Source organism: Actinomyces sp. HMT897, assembly GCF_016626125.1.
Taxonomy (GTDB): Bacteria; Actinomycetota; Actinomycetes; order Actinomycetales; family Actinomycetaceae; genus Actinomyces.
This window is the reverse complement of record NZ_CP067336.1, coordinates 663210-684099: the sequence shown is the minus strand read 5'-3', so window position 1 is coordinate 684099 and position 20890 is coordinate 663210. Positions and strand designations below refer to the sequence as shown.

16 protein-coding genes are annotated in these 20890 nt (G+C 73.3%); 4 read left to right on the top strand and 12 right to left on the bottom strand.

Annotated elements, in window-relative coordinates; genetic code table 11:
* Positions 1 to 70 precede the first annotated feature (70 nt).
* The 6 genes from modA to JJJ15_RS02750 form a co-directional block, all read right to left on the bottom strand.
* Positions 71 to 973, bottom strand: coding sequence for a molybdate ABC transporter substrate-binding protein (modA, locus tag JJJ15_RS02775; protein ID WP_200511377.1), 903 nt, complete (start codon positions 971 to 973; stop codon positions 71 to 73).
* Positions 974 to 1268: 295 nt separating this feature from the next.
* Positions 1269 to 2063, bottom strand: a complete 795-nt coding sequence (narI, locus tag JJJ15_RS02770) for a respiratory nitrate reductase subunit gamma (RefSeq protein WP_200511376.1) — start codon at positions 2061 to 2063, stop codon at positions 1269 to 1271.
* Positions 2063 to 2713: a nitrate reductase molybdenum cofactor assembly chaperone gene (gene narJ, locus JJJ15_RS02765; protein WP_246742221.1), complete on the bottom strand. Its 651-nt coding sequence runs from the start codon at positions 2711 to 2713 to the stop codon at positions 2063 to 2065. Before narJ ends, narI begins: the two co-directional genes overlap by 1 nt.
* Before the next feature lie 94 nt (positions 2714 to 2807).
* Positions 2808 to 4433, bottom strand: a complete 1626-nt coding sequence (gene narH, locus JJJ15_RS02760; protein WP_200511375.1) for a nitrate reductase subunit beta — start codon at positions 4431 to 4433, stop codon at positions 2808 to 2810.
* Entirely contained in the window at positions 4433 to 8212 is a 3780-nt protein-coding gene (locus JJJ15_RS02755) for a nitrate reductase subunit alpha (RefSeq protein WP_200511374.1), read from the bottom strand. The genes narH and JJJ15_RS02755 overlap by 1 nt, the downstream gene beginning before the upstream one ends.
* Positions 8213 to 8381: 169 nt before the next feature.
* Positions 8382 to 9722: a NarK/NasA family nitrate transporter gene (locus JJJ15_RS02750; RefSeq protein WP_200511373.1), complete on the bottom strand. Its 1341-nt coding sequence runs from the start codon at positions 9720 to 9722 to the stop codon at positions 8382 to 8384.
* A 466-nt stretch (positions 9723 to 10188) separates the two neighbouring features.
* On the opposite strand from JJJ15_RS02750, the gene JJJ15_RS02745 reads away from it, so the two are divergent.
* Entirely contained in the window at positions 10189 to 10749 is a 561-nt protein-coding gene (locus JJJ15_RS02745; RefSeq protein ID WP_200511372.1) for a MogA/MoaB family molybdenum cofactor biosynthesis protein, read from the top strand.
* A gap of 301 nt (positions 10750 to 11050) precedes the next feature.
* On the opposite strand, the gene JJJ15_RS02740 is transcribed toward JJJ15_RS02745, so the two are convergent.
* Genes JJJ15_RS02740 through glp form a run of 3 tightly spaced genes read right to left on the bottom strand, consistent with a single transcriptional unit; the run spans position 11051 to position 13751 of the window.
* The gene (locus JJJ15_RS02740; protein WP_200511371.1) at positions 11051 to 11929 is read right to left on the bottom strand and encodes an NTP transferase domain-containing protein; all 879 of its coding nucleotides are present in this window, start codon (positions 11927 to 11929) and stop codon (positions 11051 to 11053) included.
* The gene (gene moaC / locus JJJ15_RS02735) at positions 11926 to 12423 is read right to left on the bottom strand and encodes a cyclic pyranopterin monophosphate synthase MoaC (RefSeq protein WP_200511370.1); all 498 of its coding nucleotides are present in this window, start codon (positions 12421 to 12423) and stop codon (positions 11926 to 11928) included. Before moaC ends, JJJ15_RS02740 begins: the two co-directional genes overlap by 4 nt.
* Before the next feature lie 5 nt (positions 12424 to 12428).
* Positions 12429 to 13751, bottom strand: a complete 1323-nt coding sequence (gene glp, locus JJJ15_RS02730; RefSeq protein ID WP_200511369.1) for a gephyrin-like molybdotransferase Glp — start codon at positions 13749 to 13751, stop codon at positions 12429 to 12431.
* Between the two features lie 499 nt (positions 13752 to 14250).
* Between glp and JJJ15_RS12830 the strand changes: the two genes are divergently transcribed.
* Complete coding sequence (locus tag JJJ15_RS12830; RefSeq protein WP_348641487.1) at positions 14251 to 14802, top strand: molybdenum cofactor biosynthesis protein MoaE; 552 nt, start codon at positions 14251 to 14253, stop codon at positions 14800 to 14802.
* Positions 14803 to 15034: 232 nt separating this feature from the next.
* On the opposite strand, the gene JJJ15_RS02720 is transcribed toward JJJ15_RS12830, so the two are convergent.
* The 3 genes from JJJ15_RS02720 to JJJ15_RS02710 all read right to left on the bottom strand — a co-directional run bounded on the left by JJJ15_RS02720 (position 15035) and on the right by JJJ15_RS02710 (position 17639).
* Complete coding sequence (locus tag JJJ15_RS02720; RefSeq protein ID WP_246742121.1) at positions 15035 to 15289, bottom strand: MoaD/ThiS family protein; 255 nt, start codon at positions 15287 to 15289, stop codon at positions 15035 to 15037.
* Positions 15290 to 15730: 441 nt separating this feature from the next.
* A complete protein-coding gene (gene moaA / locus JJJ15_RS02715) occupies positions 15731 to 16951 on the bottom strand; it encodes a GTP 3',8-cyclase MoaA (protein WP_200511366.1) in 1221 nt (406 codons plus the stop codon).
* A 379-nt stretch (positions 16952 to 17330) separates the two neighbouring features.
* Entirely contained in the window at positions 17331 to 17639 is a 309-nt protein-coding gene (locus JJJ15_RS02710; RefSeq protein WP_106109366.1) for a DUF2249 domain-containing protein, read from the bottom strand.
* Positions 17640 to 17808: 169 nt separating this feature from the next.
* Here JJJ15_RS02710 and JJJ15_RS02705 point away from each other — a divergent pair, with 169 nt between their 5' ends.
* On the top strand, positions 17809 to 19116 hold the full coding sequence (locus JJJ15_RS02705; RefSeq protein ID WP_200511365.1) for a hypothetical protein: 1308 nt from the start codon (positions 17809 to 17811) through the stop codon (positions 19114 to 19116).
* An 8-nt stretch (positions 19117 to 19124) separates the two neighbouring features.
* A complete protein-coding gene (locus tag JJJ15_RS02700) occupies positions 19125 to 20879 on the top strand; it encodes a multicopper oxidase domain-containing protein (protein ID WP_200511364.1) in 1755 nt (584 codons plus the stop codon).
* Positions 20880 to 20890 lie beyond the last annotated feature (11 nt).

Sequence of the window (20890 nt, the reverse complement as noted above, 5' to 3'; positions counted from 1 at the left end):
TCCGTTCACCACGGGCAGGGTGCCAGCGACGTCAGCCGCTGCCGGCACCCTCCTGGTGCGTACGCCGACCTCACGGCGTGCTGGTCCCGGTGGGGGCGGACCCGGCCTCGGGGTCCTTGGAGGTGGGCGCTGCGGCCGGGGTGCCCGAGGCCGGGGTGCCGGCGGGGGCGCCGAAGCCGTACTTGGCCAGGACCTTCTGGCCGGTCTCGCCGGTGACGGCGTCAATGAAGGCCTTGGCGCCCTCGGGGTTGGCCGGCTTGGCCGTGGGGGCGATCGGGTAGTGGTTGACCACGGTGTTGTCGGGGATGTCGATCTTGTCCACCTTGTCCTTGGCGGCGGTGGCGTCGGTGACGTAGACCAGGCCGGCGTCGGCCTCACCGGACTCGACCTTGCCCACCACGTCGGTCACCTTCTGCTCCTCGGAGACCGGGTTGAGGGTGACCCCCTTGGCGTCGGCCAGCTCGCGGGAGGCCTTGCCGCAGGGGACCTCGGGGGCGCAGATGACCAGGTCGACGTCGTCCAGCGAGGAGTCCAGGCCGGTGATCCCCTTGGGGTTGCCCTTGGGGACGATGAGGGTCAGGACGTTGGTGGCGAACTCGGTCTGCTCGCCCACCAGGTGCTTCTCGACGGCCTTGGTCATGGTGGAGTTGTTGGCGGTGGCCAGCACGTCGGCGCTGTTGCCCTGGTCCAGGGAGGTCACCAGGTCCTGGGAGCCCTGGAAGTCGAACTTGATGGTCAGGTCGGGGTTGTCCGCCTTGAGCTTGTCGCCGATCTCCTGGAAGACGCCCTTGAGGGAGGCGGCGGCCAGCACGGTGATCTCACCGCTGAGCTTGCCCGCTGCCGCGGTGGTGGACGGGGCCTCGGAGGGGGCGGAGGAGGAGGTCGTGGTCGAGGAGGTTCCCCCGCACGCGACGAGCGAGGCGGCGGAGAGGAGGGAGAGTGCGGTCATGGCCAGGCGTCGCGAGAGGCGCATGGGGGTCCTTTCGGGTTCAGTAGGGTTGCGAGGCCGGGTCCGTGGGCTCCCGCCCCGGTGCCGGGCCCCCCGGGCTCCGCCCCCCACCGTGCTGGCGTGCACGAGGCCGGACGACGCCGTCTCCATCGTAACTGACGGATCCGGATAAAATCCGCGTCCTGGTGCGGGACGTGAGCCGTCTGTACGCCGCGGCGGCGTGGGACCTCCGGTGGGGCTCCTCTGGCCCGGGCCTCGCTGGCCGGGCCCCTTCGGTCCTGCCCCTCCGGTCGGGACCTCGGGCCTCGCTGGCCGGCCCTTAGGCCCCCTGTGAGGGGGCGACGTCGTCGGCCCCCTGGTTGCCGGTGCCCTGGGTGCGCACCGGCGCCCACCCCCGCCGGGTGCGCGCCGTGGAGGTGGCCCCGCTGCGGGAGCGGTAGACCACGTAGGGGCGGGTCACGTAGCCCACGGGTGCGGAGACCGCGTGGACCAGGCGGGTGAAGGGCCAGATGGCGAACAGCAGGAACCCGGCCACAATGTGCAGCTTGAAGGCCAGGGGCACGTCCGCCATGAGCTCGGGGCGGGGGCTGAGCAGGAAGATCGAGCGGAACCAGGGGCTAATGGTCTCGCGGTAGTCGTAGCCGCCGTGCAGGCCGCCCAGCAGCTGGGTGGAGATAGTGGCCCACGCCCCCAGGCAGATGGGGACGGTCAGCAGCACGTACATGACCTTGTCGTTGCGCGTGGTGGCCAGGCGCACCGACTTGACCACGAGGCGGCGGTAGAGCAGGCCGGCCAGGCCCACCAGGGTCATGAGCCCGGCCAGGGAGCCGGGGATGACGGCCATGAGGTGGTAGACGTGCTCGGGGACGCCGGCGGCCTCGGTGAGGGACTTGGGCACCGCCAGGCCCATGACGTGCCCGGCGGCCACGAACAGGATCCCGAAGTGGAACAGGGGGGAGGCCCAGCGCAGGATGGTCGACTCCTGCCACTGCGAGGAGCGGCTCGTCCACCCGTACTGGTCGTTGCGCCAGCGCCAGGCCAGCCCCACCACCAGCAGGGCGAGGGAGACGTAGGGCAGGGCGGTCCACAGGACGGACTGCTCGAGAACGCTCATTAGCGGGCCTCCTGGAGGGTGACGGGGCGGGGCAGGGTCGGCAGGGGGTTGTGTACCGGCAGGCTGGGGAAGGGCAGGGTGTCGGTCACGCCCACCGTCTCGGTGGGTGGCCCGGCGGCCACCAGGGCGCGCACGCGCTCGGCGGTGGCCTCGTCGATCCGGGGGAGGGTCGCTGAGACGGCCTCCACCAGCCCCGCGTAGGGGGAGCCGGCGTCGACCAGGGCGGCGCGCAGCACCTCAATGCCCTCGCGGTGGGAGGACAGGAGCACGTCGGCCACCTCGTCGCCGCTGCGGGCGCTCAGCTCCAGGACCACCGGCAGGTAGTCGGGCAGCTCGTCGGCCGCCATCTCGTAGCCCGCGGCCGCCAGCGCCTGCTTGAAGGCCAGCAGCGCCGCCCCCCGGTGGCGGGTGTCGCCCACCGTGTAGTAGGTCAGGTACAGGCAGCAGCGCCGACGCCGGTCAAAGGTCTCCACGTAGTGCTCGGCCAGGCGCCGCGCCCCCCAGGCCCGGGCCGTGGCCACGAACTCCCCGATAAGGGCGGCCAGGGCCGCGGGCGGGGCCTGCGGGCCGGTCAGGGCCGCGCTGGTCGCCGTCAGGTACGTCCCCAGGCGGTCCTCGTCCGGGTAGTCCAGCAGCAGGGACGCCGCCATGTGCACCACCGCCCGCTGGGGCGCGGTGAGCACCACCGGCTCCGGGGCCGGCAGCTGGCGCGGGGCACGCACGAAGGAGGGTGTGCGGGCCACGTCAGCGGCCCCCGCCCGGGGCACCCGCGCCAGCCAGCTCCGGACTGGTGGCCAGCCCCGGGCCGGCGGCCGGGACCGGGGTGCGACGCACCGTCGGCATGGGCAGCGTCACCGGGGCGGAGGCGTCCTGGCCGTGGAAGGCGGCGACGTCGTGGCAGCCTGCTGGCGCCCCCTGGCCCAGCAGCGTGCGCACGTCCCCGCCCATGGCCTGCATGCCCCGGGGGACCTCGGGCTTGGTGGTGGGGATGACGTAGCGGTCGTCGTACTTGGCAATGGCCAGCAGGCGGTACATGGCCTCCAGGCGCTCCCCGCTCAAGCCCACCGCGGCGGCGATCGCGGGGTCGGGCTCGCGGCCCAGGCGGACGTCGCGCATGTGGGAGCGCATGGCGGCCAGGCGGCGCAGCACGAGCTCCACGGTGTTGGTCTCACCGGCGGTGAACAGCCCCGCCAGGTACTCCAGGGGGATGCGCATCTCGGACACGGCCGTCAGCAGCACCCGGTGGTCCTCCCCGTCCAGGCCCGCGGCGGCCACCTCGTCCACCACCGGGCTCAGCGGCGGGATGTACCACACCATGGGCATGGTGCGGTACTCCGGGTGCAGGGGCAGGGCCACCTCGTAGGTGTCAATGAGGTCCCACACGGGGGAGGCCTGGGCCGCCTCGACCCAGGTGTCCGGCACGCCCTCGGCGCGGGCGGCGGCCACCACCTGCGGGTCGTGGGGGTCCAGCAGGATCTCGCGCTGGGCCGTATACAGGTCCTGAGGGTCCCTCACGGCCGCGGCCTGGGAGACCCGGTCGGCGTCGTAGAGCAGGACCCCCAGGTAGCGCAGGCGCCCCACGCAGGTCTCCGAGCACACCGTGGGCTCGCCGACCTCCAGGCGCGGGTAGCACAGGGTGCACTTCTCGGCCTTGCCGGTGTGGTGGTTGAAGTAGACCTTCTTGTAGGGGCAGGCCGACACGCACATGCGCCATCCGCGGCAGGCGTCCTGGTCCACCAGCACGATGCCGTCCTCGGTGCGCTTGTACATGGCCCCCGAGGGGCAGGCCGACACGCAGGTGGGGTTCAGGCAGTGCTCGCAGATGCGCGGCAGGTAGAACATGAAGGCCGACTCAATGTCCGTGCGCACCCTGGTGCTCATGGCCTCCAGGACCGGGTCCTGCTGGAGGGTCTCCGTGGAGCCGCCCAGGTCGTCGTCCCAGTTGGGCCCCCAGGTGATGGTGGGCATGTGCTCGCCCGTGATCTGGCTCCTGGCCCGGGCCACCGGCAGGGCCGGGGAGTCCTTGGGGGCCGAGAGCAGGCGGTCGTACTCATACGTCCACGGCTCGTAGTAGTCCTGGACGCCCGGCATGTCCGGGTTGGCGAAGATACTCGCCAGACGCCGCAGGCGCCCCCCGGAGCGCGGCCGCAGGCGGCCCGTGGCCGTGCGCTCCCAACCGCCCTTCCAGGTGTCCTGGTCTTCCCAGCCGCGCGGGTAGCCCACCCCGGGGCGGGTCTCGACATTGTTGAACCACATGTACTCGGTGCCCTCGCGGTTGGTCCACGCCTGCTTGCAGGTGACCGAGCAGGTGTGGCAGCCAATGCACTTGTCCAGGTTCATTACCATGGCGACCTGGGCCATGACCTTCATTAGAACGTCACCTCCTGGTTGCTGCGACGGCGGATGAGGGTGACCTCGTCGCGGTTGTTGCCGGTGGGGCCGATGTAGTTGAAGGCGTAGGACAGCTGGGCGTAGCCGCCGGCGAAGTGGCTGGGCTTGAGCACGATCCGGGTCAGGGAGTTGTGCGTCCCCCCGCGCCGCCCGCTGCGCTCGGTCAGGGGGGTGTTCATGGTGCGCTCCTGGGCGTGGTGCATAAAGACCATGCCCTCGGGGATGCGGTGGGAGACGATCGCCCGGGCCGCCACAATCCCGTTGCGGTTGTAGGCCTCCACCCACTCGTTGTCCCTCACGCCCACCTTGTCCGCGTCCTGGGGACTCATCCAGATGGTCTGCCCGCCCCGCCCCAGGGTCAGCATGTAGAGGTTGTCGTAGTACTGGGAGTGGATGGCCCACTTGTTGTGCGCGGTAATGTAGCGCACCGCCACCTCGGCGGTGCCCTCGGGGCTGGTGCCCACCTGCCCCGGGGCGGCCTCCCCGTACAGGGCGTGGAAGTCCAGCGGGGGGCGGAAGACCGGCAGGGCCTCGCCCATGTCCCGCATCCAGTCGTGGTCCAGGTAGTAGTGCATGCGCCCGGTCAGGGTGTGCCAGGGCTTGGCGTGCTCCACGTTGACCACGAAGGCGCTGTAGCGCCTCCCCCCGTGCTCGCTCCCGGACCACTCCGGGGAGGTAATGACGCCCTGGGGCTTGACGCGGGTGTCGGCGAAGGTAATGAGCTTGCCCGCCTCCTCCTCGCTGAGCTCCACCAGAGGGGTGCCGGTGCGCCGGGACAGGGTGTCCCAGCCCTCGGTGGCAATGCGCCCGTTGGTGGTGCCCGACAGGGCCAGGATCGCGTCGGCGGCCCGGATGTCGGTGTCCACCAGCGGCCGCCCGGCCGCCACGCCGTCGGTGGAGAGCCCGTGGTTGCGTCCCAGGCGCCTGATCTCCGGGCCCGGCTTGAGCGCAATGCCCTTGCAGGGCAGGCCCAGCTTCTCGGCCAGGGGACCGACGGCGTCGAACTTGGCCCGGATCTGGGTGTAGTCGCGCTGGGTGGGCACCAGCTTGGGCATGGTCACCCCCGGGATCCACTCCCGGGGCAGCCCGGAGACGTCCCCGTGGGCCATGGTCAGGGCATCAGGGGTGTCGTGGGTCAGGGGGGCGGCCACGACGTCGGTCTGGGTGCCCAGGTAGCGCGGCGCCCAGTCGGAGACGAGGCCGGCCAGGGCCTGGTAGATCTGGAAGTCGGTGCGGGCCTCCCAGGGCGGGTCGATGGCCGCGTTGAAGGAGTGCACAAAGGGGTGCATGTCCGTGGAGGAGATGTCGTGCTTCTCGTACCAGGTGGCCGCCGGCAGCACGACGTCGGAGTGCAGCGTGGTGGAGGTGTTGCGGAAGTCCGCCGTCCACATGAGGTCCAGCTTGCCCACGGGGGCCTCGTCGCGCCAGGTCACCGAGACCGGCCGCTGCCCCGGCGGGGTCTGGACGGCGTTGACGTCGTTGTCCGCCCCCACCATGTGGCGCAGGAAGAACTCCGTTCCCTTGGCCGAGCTGCCCAGCAGGTTCGTGCGCCAGGAGGCCAGGATGCGCGGGAAGTTCTCCGGGGCGTCGGGGTCCTCGGCCGCGAAGCGCAGCGTGCCGGCCTTAAGCTCCTTGACCACGTAGTCGGCCGGGCTCATGCCCGCCTCCGCGGCCTGCTGGCCCAGCAGCAGGGGGCTGCGGTTGAAGGTCGGGTAGGACGGCGTCCAGCCGCGCTTCATGGCCTCCACCATGACGTCCGTGGTCGTCATCCCGGCCAGCGTCCCCGCCCCCAGGGGGGAGGCCAGGCGCTCGGCGCTGGTGGCGTCGTAGCGCCACTGGTCGGTGGTCAGGTACCAGAAGCCGGTGGAGATCATGTGCCGGGGCGGGCGGTGCCAGTCCAGGGCGAAGGCGTACTGCTGGAAGCCCGACAGGGGGCGGACCTTCTCCTGGCCCACGTAGTGGGCCCAGCCGCCGCCGTTGACGCCCTGGGTGGCGCACATGGAGGTCAGCGCCAGGATGGTGCGGTAGATCTGGTCGGCGTGGTAGTAGTGGTTAATGCCCGCGCCCATGACGATCTGGGAGCGGCCGCCGGACTCCAGGGAGTTGAGCGCGAAGTCGCGCGCCACCCGGATAATGGCGGGCCCGGGCACGCCGGTGACCTCACTGGCCCAGGCGGGCGTGGCCGGCACCGTGGCGTCCTGGTAGTCCTCGGGCCACTGGCCGGGCAGGCCCGGGCGCCCAACCGCGTACTGGGCCAGGAGCAGGTCGTAGACGGTGGTCACCAGGCGGTCCCCGACCCGGGTGACCGGCACCCCGCGGCGCACCGTCCCGCCGCCCACGCTGCCGGTGGGGGTGGTGGAGCCCGGCAGGTCGAAGCGGGGCAGGAGGACCTCGGCGGCCTGCACCCTGGGGGCGCCGGGCCGGCCGCGCAGGTCCAGGATGCTCATGACCGGGTCCACGCCCTCCATGAGCAGGTTCCACCTGCCCTCGCCCTCGGGGGTGAAGCGGTCGGCCAGTGTCCCGCCGGGGTCGGCCGGGCCGCGCTCGCGGTCCCACACCAGGGGCCGGAACTCGTTCTTGGGGGCTCCCTCGGCCACGCCCTCGACGTCGGAGGCGGTCAGGAAGCGGCCGGGCACGTAGGCGGTCCCGTCGGGGTGGAGCTCCAGGCCGACCAGGAAGGGGGAGTCGGTGTGGCGGCGCATGTAGTCCAGGAAGAAGGGCTCACGCCGCTCCACGTGGAACTCGGAGAGGATGACGTGGCCCATGGCCGTCGCCAGGGCGCCGTCGGTGCCCGGGGCCACCCGCAGCCACTGGTCGGCGAACTTCGTGTTGTCCGCGTAGTCGGGGGAGACGGCCACCACCTTCTGGCCGTGGTAGCGGGCCTCGGTCATGAAGTGGGCGTCGGGGGTGCGGGTCAGGGGCAGGTTGGAGCCCCACATGATGAGGAACTGGGAGTTGTACCAGTCGCCGGCCTCGGGCACGTCGGTCTGGTCGCCGAAGACCTGGGGGGAGGCCGGGGGCAGGTCGGCGTACCAGTCGTAGAAGGAGAGCATGGTGCCGCCGATGAGCTCGTGGAAGCGCCCGCCGGCGCCGTAGGAGACCTGGGACATGGCCGGGATGACGGAGAAGCCGGCGCAGCGGTCCGGGCCCCAGGTGCGGATGGTGTGCACGTAGGCCGCGGCAATGATCTCCAGGGCCTCGTCCCAGCCCACGCGCACCATGCCGCCCTTGCCCCGGGCCGACTTGTAGGCCCGGGCGGTGGCGGGGTCGCCGGTGACCTGGGCCCAGGCGGCCACGGGGTCGCCGTCGGCGTCGGCCTTGGCGGCGCGGAAGGCGTCCAGCAGCACGCTGCGTACGTAGGGGTAGCGGATGCGGGTGGGGGAGTAGGTGTACCAGGAGAAGGCCGCGCCGCGGGGGCAGCCGCGCGGCTCGTACTCGGGCATGTCCGGCCCGGTGGTGGGGTAGTCGGTGATCTGCTTCTCCCAGGTGATGATCCCGTCGGTGACGTAGACCTCCCAGGCGCACGAGCCGGTGCAGTTGACCCCGTGGGTGGAGTGGACCATCTTGTCGTGGCTCCACCGGTGGCGGTAGAAGGCGTCGGCCTGGCGCCCGCCGGTCAGGAACAGGCGGCGGGCGTCGGAGCTGGCCTGCCCCCGGCGCAGGTAGGAGCCCAGGGTGAGCAGGGCGGGCGCGGTCTCGACCTTCTGGTCGGGCCCGGGGACGATCCCCGGGCCGGTGGGCTGGGAGCCGGTGCTCATTGCTCTCCTTAGGGTCTCTTCCGGTGGTCTGCGGTGGGGCCCGCGGCGGGCCGGTGGGCCGGTTCCCGGCCAGGTGGCGGGCCGGTGGGATCTGGGGCCGGCCGGGGGCCGGGCTGGCTAGCCGGGTGGCGGGCCAGCGGGCCGGCCGGGTGGCGGCCCGGCGTCGGGGTCAGCCCGGGAAGGGCGCGCCGGGGCGGGCGTAGCGGATCCAGCAGATGACCGCGCACAGGACGCAGTAGGCCACGGAGATCCAGTACCAGGTGGTCGCTCCCAGCGAGGCAATGGCCACGCCCACGATAAAGGGGCCCAGGGAGGCGATGGCGGCGGTGAAGCCGATGGCGCCCCCGGCCTGGCGCTTGGGCATGATCATGGGCATTTGTTTGAAGGTGCCGGCGTTGCCCAGTCCGGAGAAGAAGAACATGGCCAGCATCGCCCACAGGAAGCCCGGGAACTGGGAGGGGTCGGTGGGGTGGAGGAAGAAGGTGGTCACCGCCAGGGTGGCGCCCATGCCGAGCAGGGAGACGAAGGTCCAGATGGCGCCGCCGAACCTGTCGCACAGCGGCCCCCAGCACATGCGTACCGCCGAGCCGATGAGCGGTCCCAGGAAGGCGTAGGTGGCGCCCAGCGGCAGCAGGGAGGCGTCAAAGGTGGCGGCCAGGGCCGAGCTCGGCCCGTAGGTGTTCTTGATCAGCAGGCCGAACTGGGCCGCGAACCCGGAGAACAGCCCGAAGGTGGCCACGTACATGAGGGTCATGTACCAGGTGTCGGGGTTGGAGAAGATGTCGATCTGCTGGCGGACGTTGGCCTTGACCGGGACGTCCTTGAGCAGGGTGAGGGCCAGGATGGCGGCCAGGATCGTCCAGGGGACGAAGAAGACGGCGACGTTGTGGACCCACACCGGGCCCCCTCCGGACGTCTGGGGGGCGATCCAGGTGATTCCGAACAGGCCGAACCCCATGAGCCAGGGGCCCATGAGCTGGATAATGCTCATGCCCATATTGCCCACGCCGGCCTGGATGCCCAGGGCGGTGCCCGACAGGCGCTTGGGGAAGAAGTAGCCGGTGGAGGGCATGTAGCCGGAGAAGGACCCGCCGCCGATGCCGCAGGCGAAGGCCAGGGCCAGCAGCACCCCGTAGCCGGTGGTGCTGTCCCGGACGGCGAAGAACCAGCCCAGCATGGGCAGGGCGTAGAGCAGGGAGGAGTAGGCCACGAGCCGGCGGGTGCCCACGATGGGCGGCAGGAACATGTAGACGAAGCGGATGAGGCCGCAGGCCAGGCCCGGCATGGCGGCCAGCCAGTACAGCTGGGCCTCGCTGAGGCGGAAGCCGATCTCGGTGAGCTTGGGGGCGATGGCGCTGGGCAGGAACCACACGCAGAAGGCCAGGATCATCGAGTAGGTGGTGATGATGAGGGTCCGCCAGGCGATGGCGGAGGACCAGCGCTGCGGGTCCTCGGGGTCCCAGTCCTGGAGGACTCTTCCGCTGGCGGCGGGGGCGGGTCGGGCGCTCATGGGGCTCCTGCGGGCTTGAGGTGACGGATGACGTCTCGACGGCGGTGTAACTGGCGTCCTCACCATGATGCAGGTCCCGGGAGCCCGGCGGGGGCAGGTTGCGTTCTGCCTGGAACGACGGGGCCCCGGGGGACAGAGTTTGTTATGGGGCGGGCCATATAAAGGATAGGGTGGTGTGGCGTAATTTACCCCGATGTCGGCCGGAGGTCCAGGGCGTCCCCTCGTCACGGCGGGAGGTCCGGCCCCGGCCTGGCCCCGACCCGGGTGCTGGCCAGAGGCCCGGGGCGCCACCGGGGCGCTGTGCGCGCACGACCACGGTCAGGCCGCTCCCCGCAGGGCCCAGGCGCCCAGACCCGATTCGGCGGGTTCCTCCTGAGGCCAGGCCGCTCCCCGCAGCGGTCCAGGGCGCCACCGGGGCCGGCCGGGTGCGGCGGTACACGCTGGGACATCGGCTACCGTATGCACCATGAGCCACACCACATCATCCGAGGGCGCCGCCTACGCCCCGATTGCCCAGAAGGGCCTCCACCCCCTGCCCGAGCCCGTGCGCGGCGCTGTCATCACCGTCTCGGACCGGTGCTGCGCCGGGACCCGCGAGGACGTCTCCGGCCCCCTGGCCGTCCGGCTCCTGGCCGAGCACGACGTCATCGTCGACGAGGTGGTCCTGGTGCCCGACGGTACTGACAGCGTCCGCCAGGCCATTGAGGCGGCCATCGCCCAGGGTGCCCGGGTGGTCCTGACCACCGGGGGCACCGGCGTCACCCCGCGCGACCTCACGCCCGAGGGGACCGCCCCCCTGCTCGAGGTCCGCCTGGAGGGGCTGGAGGCGCAGATCCGCGCCCACGGCCTGACCAAGACGCCGCTGTCCGGCCTGTCACGGGGCCTGGTGGGCGTCACCAGCCGTGAGGCCGACGGCGTCCTGGTGGTCAACGCGCCGGGATCGCGCGGCGGGGTCAAGGACACCGTGGCCGTCATCGGCCCGCTCGTGCCCCACGTCCTGGAGCAGCTCGGCGGCGCCGACCACTGACCCGCCCGAGCTGGCCGCCCCGTCCCGACCCCGCCCCACCGCCACAGACCGTGAGAACGGTACTTATTGCTCGCGAGAACGGTACTTATTCGTCGTGAGAACGGTACTTATTGCTCGCGAGAACGGTACTTATTGGTCGCGAGAACGGGTCCGGGGCCGCCGCTCCTACCTGGCACGAGCACGGCCGACTGGTCAGCCAGGCCAGCGGGCCGGGGCGCCGGGCTCCTGCCCGGTACGGCGGATTCGAGACCCGCTCAACGCACCTGCCGATCCCGCTCCCACGCCCGGATGGTACGGCGGATCAGCGTGGTTCCCCCATCCGCGCCTCCGGGGCCACGGGCCGCGTCTCCGGGGCCACGGGGAGAGCCAGCAGGCTGGCCCCGCCCGCCGCCTGCTCCTGGTCCCACCGGGCCACGTCCTCCCAGGTGTCCAGGTCGCGCAGGATCCAGGTGTCGGCGGGGGTGAGCGTCCTCAGTGACAGGACCGCCAGGGCCCGCCTGACCGACACGTCCCGCAACGGCACGCCGCCCGGGGCCACCCCGGCCGCTAGGGGCGCCGGGCGGTAGACCCCCAGGAGGTACTGGACGTAGCCGCCAGCCCCCGCGGTCCTCACGCAGACCCCGTCGGTGCCCGCCCCGGCCCGGGCCAGGGCGTCCAGCAGCCCGGGCAGCGCCCTCCAGGAGCCGGGCGCGTCGCAGGTCAGCAGGGCGACGGCGGGGCCGGGTGTGGCAGGACCTGTCCCCGCACCCGTCTCGGCACCCGTCCCGGACGTGCCCGCTCTGGCGCCCTCCGCCCCGGGAGCGCTCGCCCCGGATACCGCTGTGCTGTCGGCACCGGCCACGTACCTGGTCCTGCTCCCGGACCCGGTGCGGGGGCCCAAGAGCCCCAGGGCCCCGAGACCCGCAGCCACCCCGGCTACCGGACCTCCCAGCGGCGGATCCTCCAGGGCGCGCAGGACGCCGTCGGGCAGCGCCACCTGCTGCGGCGCCACGACGACGACGCGCCCAGCAGGCAGGCCCCGGCCGCGGAGCCCGGCCACGCCGTCGAGCACGTGGTCCAGCATGCGCCGCCCCGCGACCAGGACGTCGGGCTTGCAGGCCCCGCCCAGACGCCGCCCGGTGCCCCCCGCCAGGACAATGACGTCCAGGACACCCCCGGCCGTGTCCGCGCCCCCGCTCATACCTGCGCCCCCTGGGCCGGACGCACCCACGTCCCTGAACGGCCCCCCGACTTGGCCGTCACCATGGCACGGCGGAGGGTCACCTCCCGGTCCACGCCCTTGACCATGTCCACCACGGCCAGGGCCGCCACCGTCACCGCCGTCAGGGCCTCCATCTCCACCCCGGTGCGGTCCGCGGTACGCACCGTCGCCTCAATGAGTACGCCCCAGTCCTCCACGCCCAGGTCCACCCGGGCCCCGTGGACGCCGATGACGTGGGCCAGCGGCAGCAGGTCAGGCACCTTCTTGGCCGCCGCGATCCCCGCGACCCGGGCCACGGCCAGGACGTCGCCCTTGGGGACGGTGCCCTGGCGCAGGGCCGCCACCACCTGCGGGGAGCAGGCGACCTCAGCGCGGGCGGAGGCGGAGCGGACGGTCGGGGTCTTGGCGGTGACGTCGACCATGTAGGCGGCGCCCTCGCTGTCAAGGTGGGTCAGGCGGATCGGGGTGCTCATGTCCGTCAGGCTCTCTGCCACGGGGCGGGCAGGGGCAGGAGGCGCAGGAGCTGCCCCAGCTCGACGGCGGGCACCTCCTCGTCCACCACGGCCAGGGCCTGGGCCTGGGGCAGGGAGGCCACCAGGTGGGAGCCCGAGCCCAGCCGGTGGGTGGGGGCCACCCAGGTGTCCTCCTGCCCGGGGTGCCCCGCAGGCGCGGGGACCAGGCGCACGGGCACGTGCTGGCGCCGTCCTACGGGGGACGACCAGGCGCTCGCGGCACGCGCGTACCCGGGCAGGACGGCGGGCGCGGGCGGCTGGAGCCCCGCCAGGCGCGCCAGGGCCGGACGCACGAGGCTGGTGAAGGACACCAGGACGCTGACCGGGTTGCCCGGCAGGGCCAGGAGCGGGACCCGGCGTCCCCTGACGTCAATGTACCCGTGGGCCTGGGGCTTGCCCGGCTGCATGGCGAGGCTGGCGAAGGTGAGGTGGACCCGGGCGGACTGCCCGTCCGTGGCGGCCCCGGCAGGCTCCTGGTGCTGGGCGGCCAGCATGGTCAGGGGGTCGAAGGCCCCGGCGGAGACGCCGCCGGAGGTCACCACCAGGTCCGCGTCGGCGGCTGCCTGGAGCAGGACCTCGGCCAGGGAGGCGGAGGTGTCAGCGGCGCGCCACGTCCCGGCGCAGTGCGCCCCCACCTCCGTCAGCAGGCCCGCCAGCAGGAGGCTGTTGGAGTCGGGGACGTGGCCCGGCGCCAGGGGCTGGCCCGGCTCACTCAGCTCGGCGCCGGTGGACACCACGGCGACGCGCGGCCGGGGGCGCACCAGGACCGTCCCGTGACCGGTGGAGGCCAGGGCGGCCAGCTCACGGGCCCCCAGGAGCGTGCCACGCCCCAGGACGGGGTCCCCGCAGGCCGTGTTCTCCCCGGCGTGCCGGACGTTGGCGCCCGCCTGGGGCAGGACGCGCACCGTCACCTGGTCGGGCAGGGGCCGGGGGCCGGGCTCCTGGTCGGTGTCCTCGACCCTGACCACGGTGTCGGCGCCAGCTGGCAGGGTCGCACCGGTCATAATGCGGGCGGCCGTGCCCGGCTCCAGGGGGGTGGGGACGCTGCCGGCGGGGACGTCCTGGGACACGGGCAGGACCACGGGGGCCGCGCTGCCCAGGTCCTGCTGGCGCAGCGCGTAGCCGTCCATGGCGGAGTTGGTCCACGGCGGCACGGCCAGCAGCGCCCGGACGTCCTGGGCCAGCACGGTGCCGTGGGCCCGGGCCAGGGGCAGGGTCACCGGGGCCAGGGGCTCCAGGGCGGACAGGATCGTGCGCAGGTGGTCCTCGACAGGTGTCAGCGGTGACATGGGGCCTCCCTGGGTGGGTCGGGTCGACGGCGGTACAGGGCCTATCATGCCGCCCGGTGGCGCCGGGACGCGCCTAAGCGGGCCGACCGCCGGGCGATCGAGCTCTTTATGCCGCCCGGTGGCGCTGGGACGTGCCTGGTGGCAGGCTACGGAGCGTCCTCGGCCGGTACCCCAGAGAGGCCCCAGCATGTCTGTCACCGACCCCGCACCCTGGTCCCGGCCGCACACGGCCGGGGAGGCTGGCGGTGCTTCCACTGGTGCTGCCGCGGCCCCGGCCGACGGTGCTGCCGCTGGCGTCCCTGACACTGGCGGCGCTGACGCGGCCGGTGCTTCCACTGACGCCCCTGACGCGGTCGCTCCTGACACTGGCGGCGCTGACGCTGCCGTCCCTGCCGTCCCTGACGCCCCTGATGCCCCTGGCGCTGACGCGGTTGCCACTCACGGGAGCGGCAGTGTCCCCGGGCCTGGTGTCCTCACGCCGGGGGCTGACACGCCGCCCGTGAGCCCGTCCGGGAGCACGGCAGCCGGTGTCCTTACGCCCAGGGCTGACGGCGGTGGTACGGCTGACCGGGAGGCCGGGGTCGCGGCCCCGGCCGACGGCTCCGGCGCGGCCAGCGTGGGCAAATCCGGCGCGGTCATTGTGTGCTCGGGGGTGACGACGCGGCCGGTCAGCGCCACGGAACTGGCCCGTCAGGTCTCCTGCGCGGCCGCCGGGGCCGTGGTCACCTTCGAGGGCGTGGTACGTGACCACGACGGCGGCCGGGGGGTGAGGGGTATCACCTACAGTGCCCACCCGATGGCCGCCGACGTCATGACCCAGATCGCTGCCGACGTCGCCGCGCACCCGGGCCTGCGGGCCCTGGGCGTGGTCCACCGGGTCGGTGACCTGGTCGTGGGAGACACCGCCCTGGCGGTGGCCGTGAGCGCTGACCACCGGGCGGAGGCCTTCGCGGCGGCCAGCGCCCTGGTGGAGCAGGTCAAGGCGCGCCTGCCCGTGTGGAAACACCAGCTCTTCGCCGACGGCACGGCCGAGTGGTCCAATATGGCCTGAGCCTGCCTCCGGCGGGGCAGACGGGCGGGGCGGTAGGTGGGACCAGGACGTCCCGTTCTGGTTCTTGAAAGTGGGACAGGGCGCTCCGCCAGCCTCCGGCGAGGGGCGGCAGTGCGGCCTCCGGTGGAGAGCCAGCAGCACGCCCCCTGGGCGCGCCGGGTGATTGGAGGCCAGGACCCGGGGGCTCACGCACCCCACCAGCGCCCTCTGGACGCACCGGGTGACCGGCGCCTCAGCCTCCGGCGAAGGGCGGCAGCACGTCGACCCGGTCGCCGTCAGCGAGCTCCTGCAGGCCGTCGGCGGGCGCGCTCAGGGAGTTCACCAGGTAGCTCGACAGCCCGATGACGCGCGCCATCTGGGTCCCGCGCCCGGCCAGCGCCTCGCGCAGGGCCGCCAGGGTGGTACCCGGTGCCACCTCCAGGCGCTCGTGGGTGGTGCCAGCGGCCTCGGCGGCGGCGGCGAAGTAGCGGATCTCAATGGCGTTCACGTCTCTCCCGGGTCGGTGGGTGCAGTAGACGAGGACGAGGCTACCCGCAGCGTCCGCGGCGGCCTCCCATGGCAGGCCAGGGGAGCGGGCTGGGCCTCGACCCCGCCTGCCTCCCATGGCCGGCCACGCAGGGGGCGGCGCGCCAGCCATGCGCCCGGACCGTCCACGCCGTCGCACTGGCCACGCACAGGCGGCGTTGCACATTCATCTTGGGGGCGGCGACGAGGCGTTGGCGTCATTCCAACGTTTTGTCTCCCGGATGCGGGTCCCAGGACAAGATGAATGTGCAACGGCGCCCGCGTTGCACATTCATCCTTGTTTTAGACCCCGGACCGCTGACATAATCCGCGTGATCTCGCGCTTCATTGATCGCCGATTGTAAAAAGAATGTGCAACTCCGGGTCCGGCCTGCCCAGACCTGCCCGCCCAGACCTGCCCGCCTCAGCCGCCAATGGCACTCATGGTCCGTCCGGGGCGCTCAAAGCCGTCGGGCGTCCGGGCGGGCGTATCCGAGCCGTGCGCCAGGGGCTTGGTCCAGGTGGCCTGGCGCCAGGCCCCGATAAGGTCCTCGTCGCTGGCCCCGCCGCGCAGCAGGGACCGCAGGTCGGTCTCCGTGGGGGAGAACAGGCAGGTCATGAGGCGGCCGTCGGCGGTGACACGGGTGCGGTCGCAGTCGGCGCAGAAGGGCTGGGAGACCGAGGCGATGACGCCCACGCTCCCGGCGGGGTGGTCCGTCCCGGCGGCCACGTGCCACAGGGCGGCGGGACGGCGGTCGGGGCGGCCCGCCGGGGTCAGGGTGAACCCGGCCCCGCGCAGGACGTCCAGGATCTGCTCGGCGGTGACCACGGACCCCGGGCTCCAGGTCCGGCGCGGCCCCAGGGGCATGTGCTCGATAAAACGCAGCTGCCACCCCCGGCGCAGGCACTCACGCAGCAGGTCGGGGGCGTGGTGGGTCAGCCCGGGCTGGGCGACGGCGTTGACCTTGACCGGGCACAGGCCCGCCGCCTGCGCCCCGGCCGCACCGGCCAGCACGTCGGGCAGGCGGTCCCGGCGGGTCAGGGCGGCGTAGGCGTCCGGGTCGAGGGTGTCGATGGAGACGTTGACACGTCTGAGCCCTGCGGCGCGCAGGGCGGGTGCCCGCCTGTCCAGGCCCAGGCCGTTGGTGGTCAGCCCCAGGTCCACGGGGTGCCCGGCAGTGGTGCGCAGGGGAGCGAGGGCGCGGACTATCTCCTCCAGGTCGCGGCGCATGAGGGGCTCGCCGCCGGTCAGCCGGATCCGCTCCACCCCCATGCGGGTGACGGCCAGGCGCGCCAGGCGGGCGATCTCCGCGGTGGTGAGCAGATCGGGCGTGGGCAGCCAGTCCAGGCCCTGGGCCGGCATGCAGTAGGTGCAGCGCAGGTTGCAGCGGTCGGTGACCGACAGGCGCAGGTCACGCACCGTGCGCCCGTGGCGGTCCAGCAGGGGGGCCACCGGCCCCTGGACGGAGGGGGCCCGCTGGGGCGGGGCTGGGAGCGCGCGGACGGGGGCCGCCGGTCCCTGGGTGGGTGGGGCCACGGGCTGGCAGACGGCTGGGACGGGGCGCAGGGAGGGCAGGCCCAGGAACGTCGTCGCCCGGGTCGTGGGAAGCGGCCGGGTCGAGGGCACCGTGTCCAGGGCTGTCATAGCGCAGAGGATAGCGGGGCCGCCGCCCGCCGGGAGCTGGCAGCATGACGTCGGGGCCCGGGACCGAGAGCCGCGCGGGGCCGCCGCCCGTCGGGGGCTGGCGTTGGGCGCTCCTGGGCCGCCCGACGCCAGCCCGCCGGGCGCGCCACCTGCCGGAGGGTGGTAGGCGACGACCCACGGGCGGCGGACCGTGGCCCACCTGCCGGAGAGCGGTGTCGTGCTGGCAGTGTCCATGGCAATGGTCCCATAGGCGCGCCACCTGCCAGAGGGTGGCAGGCGACGACCCGCGGGCGGCGGACCGCGCGCCACCTGCCCGGGGGCCAGCGGACCGCGCGCCACCTGCCCGGGGGCGGCGGGGCGGATCGCGGCGGGGCGGATCTCAGGCGGTGCGCAGGATCTCCACGCGGGCGTAGCCGTCCTCGGCCTCCAGCAGGGTGTGCTGGAAGGTCATGGGCAGCTGCTGGTCGATCTGGACCAGGAGCGGGGTGGGCACGTGGGGCGCCACCAGGTCGAGGCCCTCACCCACCTGCAGGCTGGAGACGGCGCCGATGACGGCGGCGTGGCGCAGGCGGTGGGGGATCGCGCGGGCGTCCAGGGTCAGGCGCTCGGGGTCGTGCTCGCCGCAGCCACAGCTGTGGCCGGTACGACGGATCTCGGTCACGGGGATGAGGTTCGGGTCCTCGCTCATGGGTGCTCCTTACGGGAGGTCAGGCACATAGTGCTCGGTGCTGGCCGACGGGCCGGGGCACCTGCGTCCGGGTAGGACGTTGAAAGGTGCGGTCGCAGTTTATTACGGTTGCCGTTGTGGATAACAAGGCCGACCTGGTGCGGGCCCTGACGGCCCTGGGGGGACCGGGGTGAGCCCTGCTCCGTCCTCACCGCCACGTCGTCCCCACCGCCGCACCACCCAGGTGCGCCGCAACGCCGTCGTGGTGGGCTGGTTGGTGAGTGCCGCCGTCCTGGCCGTGCTGGTCCTGGGCGGGCCCCTGGCCTCGTGGGGGACCTGGCTGCCCCTGCACGCCCTCCTCCTGGGCGGTATCGGCAGCGCCATCACCGTGTGGTCCGCGCACTTCGCCGACACCCTCCTGCACCGCCCCGCCCTGGGCGGCGCCGCCCTGGTCAACGTCCGGCTGGGCGTCCACGGCCTGGGGACCGCCACCGTCCTGGTAGGGATCACGGCGGCCCGTCCGGGGATCGCCCTGGGCGGGGTGGGGCTGGTGGTTCTCGCCGCGCTCACCGGTGTGGCGGCCATAAGCGTCCAGTACCGGCGGGCCGTGGCCCCGCGCCTGGGCACCCTGGCCCTGGCCTACGTGGTGGCCCTGACGCTCCTGGCGGTGGGTGCCACCCTGGGATACCTGACGAGCTGGGCCGAGGACCGCGGCGCCTCCGGGACCGCCGACCGCCTCTACGTGGCCCACACCATGACCATGCTCCTGGGGTTCGTGGGGACCACGGTCCTGGGCACGCTCACGGTCCTGTGGCCCACCATGCTGCGCACCAAGATGGAGCCCGAGGCGCCCCGGTGGGCTCTCCGGGGGCTGCCCCTCCTGGTGGCGGGGACGGCGCTGGTGGCCTGCTCCGGGCTGTGGTCGCCCCTGGGCGGTATCGGCGCCCTGGTCTACCTCACAGGAGCAGGCGGGGTGGTCCTCCCCGCCTGGCGCACCGCCCGGCGCGTGCCGCCGACGTCCTTCGCCACCGCCTCGGCAACCGCGGCCGTGACCTGGTTCCTGGGCTGCGTGGTGGTGCTCGGGGCGGGGATCACCGTTGCCGGTCCCGACGCCGGGGCCGGCGGGGCGGGGGGCTCGGCGTCGGGGGTCCGTGACCTCATCCACGCCCTGCGGGTGGCCCTGGGGGCGGGCTTCGCCCTGCAGATTCTCGTCGGCGCCCTGAGCTACCTCACCCCGGTCATGCTCGGTGGCGGCCCCAAGGCGTCGCGCGCCACGAACCTCGTCATGGACCGGGCCGCCGCCTACCGGGTCACCGCGGCCAACTCCTGCCTCCTGCTGGCCCTCACCCCGGCACTGCCCTGGGAGGCGCGTCTGACCTGCGGGGCCACGGCGGGGTGCGTCACCCTGTACGCCCTGGTGGGTATGGTGCTCTCCGGACTTGAGGTGCGTCGTCGCTCCCGGGACGGTGCGGCCTCGCGCTCCCGTCGTCAGCCCTAAGGACCACCATGAGTGACAAGCACGAGCCCGACCCCCGTGGACCAGGGTCGGCACCGTCTGCGGGCACCGGGCCCGGCCCGGCCAGCGGGCCCGGTCCCGCCCCGGCTGGCGACGTGGCTGGTAGCGCCAGCTCTGTCCCGGCCAGCAGCACCGGTCCCGCCCCAGCCAATAGCACCGGTAGCACCAGCCCCGCCCCGGCCCGCGGTGCGGCCAGCAGTGCCGGTCCCCGTCCCGGCCGGACGCCGTCGCCACCCCGCCGCGCGGTGACCGCCGGGACCGCACCGGCCACCGGCAGGCCGGCCACGAGCAGGCCGGATGCGGCACGCGAGGCCGGGAACCAGGGCGCGTCCCGTCGTCAGGGCGCGTCCCGTCGTCAGGGCGCGTCCCGCCGTCAGGCCACCTCCCTGGAGCAGGAGCGCCTTCGGGAGGTGGACCGGCGTGGGGTGGTCCTGGGCCTCATGACCGCCGGGGCGGCCGTCGCCGTCGGGAGCGTCATCGCCCTGTGCTCCCAGGCCGGGGGTCCCGCGGTCGATGAGTCCATACCGGCCACCGGCCGGGTGGTGGAGACCACGGTCACCGTCTCGGGCATGCGGTTCGTGCCCGACACCGTGGACGTCGCCCCCGGGGACCGCCTGGTCATCACCCTGGACAACACCGCCGACATGGTCCACGACCTGGTCCTGGAGAACGGCGCCACCACCGGCCGGGTGGCCGCGGGACAGCGTGCCGAGCTCGACGCGGGCGTCATTAGGGGGCCGGTGGAGGGCTGGTGCTCGATCGCCGGGCACCGTGCCCACGGCATGGTCTTCCACGTCACCACGGGAGCCGCCCCCGTGGCGGCGCCCGGTGCGAGCGCGAGCACGCCCACCAGCGCCGTACCCGACTACGAGGCGCCCCTGCCGCAGGGCTTCACCGCCTTCGACGCCGCCCTGGCGCCCGCGCCCTCCCAGACCACCCACCGCCACACCTTTACCGTCACCGAGGTCCCCATGCCCGTGGGCTGCGGGGTCACCCAGACCCGCATGACCTACAACGGGCAGGTCCCTGCGCCGGTCCTGCGTGGAAAGGTGGGGGACACCTTCGAGATCACCCTGGTCAACAACGGGACCATGAGCCACTCCCTGGACTTCCACGCGGGCGTGGTCTCCCCGGACGCGGCCATGCGCTCCATCAGCCCCGGTGAGAGCCTGGTCTACACCTTCACCGCCCAGCGCAGCGGCATCTGGCTGTACCACTGCTCGACCATGCCCATGAGCCTCCACCTGGCCAGCGGTATGCACGGGGCCGTCATTATCGACCCACCCGCCCTGGCGGAGGTGGACCACGAGTACCTGCTCGTCCACTCCGAGATCTACCTGGGCCCGGAGGGCGGTCCCACCGACGCCGCCAAGGTGGTCGCCAAGACCCCGGACCTGACCGTCTTCAACGGGGTCGCCTTCCAGTACGTCCAGCAGCCGCTGACGGCACGGACCGGTCAGCGGGTGCGCTTCTGGGTGCTCGACGCCGGCCCCTCCCTGCTGTGCTCCTTCCACGTGGTGGGCCTCCAGTTCGACACGGTGTTCTTTGAGGGCGCCTACCAGCTCGGGGGCCCCGAGGGGATCGGGACGGCGTGGAACGGGGGCTCCCAGGCCCTGGGGCTGCACCCGGCACAGGGCGGGTTCGTGGAGACGGTCGCCGGGCCGCCGGGCAGCTACACGTTCGTCAACCACTCCTTCGCGGACGCGGAGAAGGGGGCCACGGGAATCCTGCGCGTCAGCGAGTGAGTCCCTGCGCG